Origin of the sequence: Chryseobacterium phosphatilyticum (assembly GCF_002899825.2) — a bacterium.
GTDB classification, from domain to species: Bacteria; Bacteroidota; Bacteroidia; order Flavobacteriales; family Weeksellaceae; genus Chryseobacterium; species Chryseobacterium phosphatilyticum.
The window spans coordinates 1-591 of the sequence record NZ_PPED02000036.1 but is presented as its reverse complement, the minus strand read 5'-3'; the positions used below and the strand labels follow the sequence as shown (position 1 = coordinate 591).

The 591-nt window shown below is 43.0% G+C and carries 1 protein-coding gene; it reads right to left on the bottom strand.

The genetic code is table 11. From position 1 onward, the window contains the following. Positions 1–121 precede the first annotated feature (121 nt). The coding region (locus C1631_RS25310) for a ParA family protein (RefSeq protein WP_133248968.1) at positions 122–591 on the bottom strand (470 nt) is incomplete at its 5' end.

Sequence of the window (591 nt, the reverse complement as noted above, 5' to 3'; positions counted from 1 at the left end):
AGCTTAGATAAAGTAAGTGCAGGCTTGGCCGCCTGTTCGATTGCAGGCGTTCCGCCCACTTGCGAGGGAGCTGTTTGATCGTTGCTCTTGGCAATGTCGTCCGACATATCGCTTCCCTCCGTTAGTTATTGAGCAGATCGTATGCGAGATTGCGTGAATTTGTTTGAGCATTGACCGTGGCGTCATCCTTTCCTTTTAAGAGATACAGGGATCCCGTTCCTTCAGTGATCGTTTTCACACGTTCTCTTTTCTGCATCAAAACATCAGACACCGAGATATTATGCTCAAGGAATGATTTATATACATTCTCAAGACTCTTCGAGTTCTTTGTAATTGGATCGTATTCGTTCAAAACAACTTTATACTTTGGCATTTCTTTTTTATCTTTTGCCGTCAGCTCTCGAAGTTGATTAACAAAAGCAATAACCTGATCTCCGTCGAAGCTGCTTATCTTGCACGGAATAACCAAAAGGTCCGTAATGCTTGAAAGAGCGAAGGTAAGCTGATCGGCAAAACCGGCAGTATCGACAATAATCACGTCAAAATGACTGTTTTCATCAAGCAAATTGACAATTTTGCTCGGTTCTGTCG